Origin of the sequence: Streptomyces sp. NPDC007162, assembly GCF_040634175.1 — a bacterium.
Lineage (GTDB): Bacteria > Actinomycetota > Actinomycetes > Streptomycetales > Streptomycetaceae > Streptomyces.
This window is the reverse complement of record NZ_JBEYFC010000770.1, coordinates 1-3,164: the sequence shown is the minus strand read 5'-3', so window position 1 is coordinate 3,164 and position 3,164 is coordinate 1. Positions and strand designations below refer to the sequence as shown.

The following is a 3,164-nucleotide window of genomic DNA, read 5'->3' as shown; positions in this document are numbered from 1 at the left end:
GTGGGCCCACATGAAGCCCAGGTAGGCGCGTTCGCTCGCGCGTTGCTGCCACCAGTCGCCCGGCATCTTCGAGACCAGCGAACGCTTGCCGTGCACCACCTCGTCGTGGGATATGGGCAGCACGTAGTTCTCGCTGTACGCGTACACCATCGAGAAGGTCATCTCGTGGTGGTGGTACCTGCGGTGCACCGGTTCGTGCGCCATGTACTCCAGCGAGTCGTGCATCCAGCCCATGTTCCACTTCAGGCCGAAGCCGAGACCGCCGGCGTCGGTGGCGCGGGTGACGCCCTCCCAGGCCGTCGACTCCTCGGCGATGGTGACGACGCCCGGGGCGCGGCGGTAGACCGTGGCGTTCATCTCCTGGAGGAACGCCACCGCGTCCAGGTTCTCCCGGCCGCCGTGCTCGTTCGGCGTCCACTGACCCGGCTCGCGCGAGTAGTCGAGGTAGAGCATCGAGGCGACCGCGTCCACCCGCAGCCCGTCGATGTGGAACTCCTCGCACCAGTACACGGCGTTCGCCACCAGGAAGTTGCGCACCTCACGGCGGCCGAAGTCGAACTCCAGGGTGCCCCAGTCGGGGTGCGCGGCCCGCAGCGGATCGGAGTGCTCGTACAGCGGGCGGCCGTCGAACTCCGCCAGCGCCCAGTCGTCCCGCGGGAAGTGCGCCGGCACCCAGTCCATCAGGACGCCGATGCCGGCCCGGTGCAGCGCGTCGACCAGGTACTTGAAGTCGTCGGGGGTGCCGAGGCGGGCCGTCGGCGCGTAGAAGCCGGTGACCTGGTAGCCCCAGGAGCCGCCGAAGGGATGCTCGGCGACCGGCATCAGCTCGACGTGGGTGAAGCCCAGCTCGGTCACGTAGGCGGGCAGTTGTTCCGCGAGGTCGCGGTAGGTCAGGCCGGGGCGCCAGGACGGCAGGTGCACCTCGTAGACGGAGAAGGGGGCCTCGTGGACGGGGGTGTCGGCGCGGTGCGCCATCCACTGCCCGTCCGTCCACTCGTGGTGGGAGGCGTGCACGATCGACGAGGTGGCCGGCGGTACCTCCGTGCGGCTGGCCATGGGATCGGCCCGCAGGGTGCGCGAACCGTCCGGGCGGGTGATGTCGAACTTGTACAGCTCGCCCTCGCCGACCCCGGGCACGAACAGCTCCCAGATGCCGGAGGAGCCGAGCGAGCGCATCGGGGACCCGGCGCCGTCCCAGAAGTTGAAACCGCCGGCCACCCGCACCCCCCGGGCGTTCGGCGCCCACACCGCGAACCGGGTGCCCGGCACCCCCTGGTGGATCATCGGATGCGCGCCGAGCGCCTCCCACAGCCGCTCGTGCCGGCCCTCCCCGATCAGATGCAGGTCCAGGTCGCCGAGCGTGGGCAGGAAACGGTACGCGTCCTCGGTCTCCAGGACCGTCCCGTCGTACTCCACCAGCAGCCGGTACACCGGTACGTCGGTGAGGGGGAGCAGGACGGAGAAGAAGCCGTCGCCGTCGTCGTGCAGTTCGGCCCGCAGATCCCGGCCCGCGACGACCGTCACCGCACGGGCGAACGGCCGGAACGCGCGCACGGCCGTCCCGCCGCCCGGCACCGGGTGCGCGCCCAGCACGGAGTGCGGGTCGTGGTGCGTGCCGAGCAGCAGCCGATCGCGGTCGTCGGGGGTTACGGGTGCGGGCTTCTTGGAGGTCACGGACGGGTCTCCCGGGATCAGATCAGGTCGGAGGTGGCGAGGCGGCGGACGGCCGACAGGGGCACGGGAAGCCAGTCGGGGCGGTGCCTGGCCTCGTAGACGACCTCGTAGACGGCCTTGTCGGTCTCGTAGGCCCGCAGCAGGACGGGGTCGGTGCGCGGGTCGGTGCCGGTGATCTCGGCGTAGCCGGAGCAGTAGGCGGCCCGGCACCCGGCCGCCCAGTCGGGGACCGGCGGGGTCACCGAGTGGGCCGCGTAGTCGAAGGAGCGCAGCATCCCGGCCACGTCCCGCAGCGGCGGCTGCGGCATCCGGCGTTCGGCCAGCGGGCGGGCCGGCTCCCCCTCGAAGTCGATCAGCGACCATTCCCCGGACGGCGAGCGCAGGCACTGCCCCAGGTGCAGATCGCCGTGCACCCGCTGGGCCGTCCAGGTCCGGCCCTCGGCCGCCAGGTCCGCCAGCGCCGTGTAGGCGGACCGCAGCCCGTCCTCGTACGGCCGCAGCGCCGGGACCGCCTGGGCGGCCGCCGCGAGGCGTTCCAGCATGCCGTCGACCAGCGGCTCCAGCTGGCTGTGGCCGAGGGTGACGGTGGGCAGCGCGTGCGCCAGCGCCGTGTGCACCTCGGCGGTGGCCCGGCCCAGCGCCCTCGCCTCGGCGGTGAAGTCCTCGCCCTTGGCCAGCTCGCGCAGCGCCAGCTCCCAGCCGTCGGTCGCGCCGCGCACGAAAGGCTGCAGGACGCCCAGGACGTACGGTTCACCGCCCAGTTCCGCGCGCAGCCAGGCGGTCGGGGCGGGCACCCGGGCGCAGCCCTCGCGGGCCAGCGCCAGGGGTATCTCCAGGTCGGGGTTGACACCGGGCACCACCCGGCGCAGCAGCTTCAGGATGAACGTATCTCCGTAGACCACCGAGGAGTTGGACTGCTCGGCGGTCAGGAGGCGGGCCACCAGCCCGTCGCGTATCTCCTGGCCGGGGTCCCGTTCGAAGCACAGCCCGCCGATGCGGGCCCGGGAGCGCAGCGCCTCCAGGAGGACCTCGGCGGGCCGGGGGTCGTACAGGGCGTCGTACACCGTGTACCCGGCCAGCGGGCCGTCCGGCAGGTGGCCGATGAGCGCGGGCGCCAGATGGGGTGGGAGCGCCTGGCGCACGCCTATGAGGAGCTGGTAGCAGTCGCCGGCCTCGGCGGGCACGGGCGGCTGCTCCGCGCGGACCAGCAGGTGGTACAGGCCCACCCTGCCGTCCGGCGGCAGCAGTTCGGTCTCGGCCACCGGAGAGAAACCGGCGACCGGGCGGCCCTTGCCCGCGAACCAGCGCTGCCGGGGCAGCCACTCGCGCAGCAGGGGGTCGAGCGAGGCGAGGAGAGCGGATGTGGAGGGGGTGACCGTTTCCGCCATGGCGGTACGTCCTTTCCCCGGGTCGTCGGGGGCGTTACTGATGCGTGCCCCGGGCGGGCCGGAGGAAACCGGCCCGCCCGGGCTCTCGTCTATAGAGCCCTC

General features: G+C 72.8%; 2 protein-coding genes. Both read right to left on the bottom strand.

Annotated features, from left to right (window positions below):
- On the bottom strand, positions 1-1,674 hold a 1,674-nt coding region (glgB, locus tag ABZ646_RS43625), incomplete at its 3' end, for a 1,4-alpha-glucan branching enzyme (RefSeq protein ID WP_360532496.1).
- A gap of 17 nt (positions 1,675-1,691) precedes the next feature.
- On the bottom strand, positions 1,692-3,062 hold the full coding sequence (locus ABZ646_RS43620) for a maltokinase (protein WP_360532493.1): 1,371 nt from the start codon (positions 3,060-3,062) through the stop codon (positions 1,692-1,694).
- Positions 3,063-3,164: the final 102 nt, after the last annotated feature.

What these genes read in the sequence shown, in the direction of transcription:
- ABZ646_RS43620 (WP_360532493.1), bottom strand. Translation starts at nt 3,062, where the DNA reads ATGGCGGAAACGGTCACCCCCTCCACATCCGCTCTCCTCGCCTCGCTC.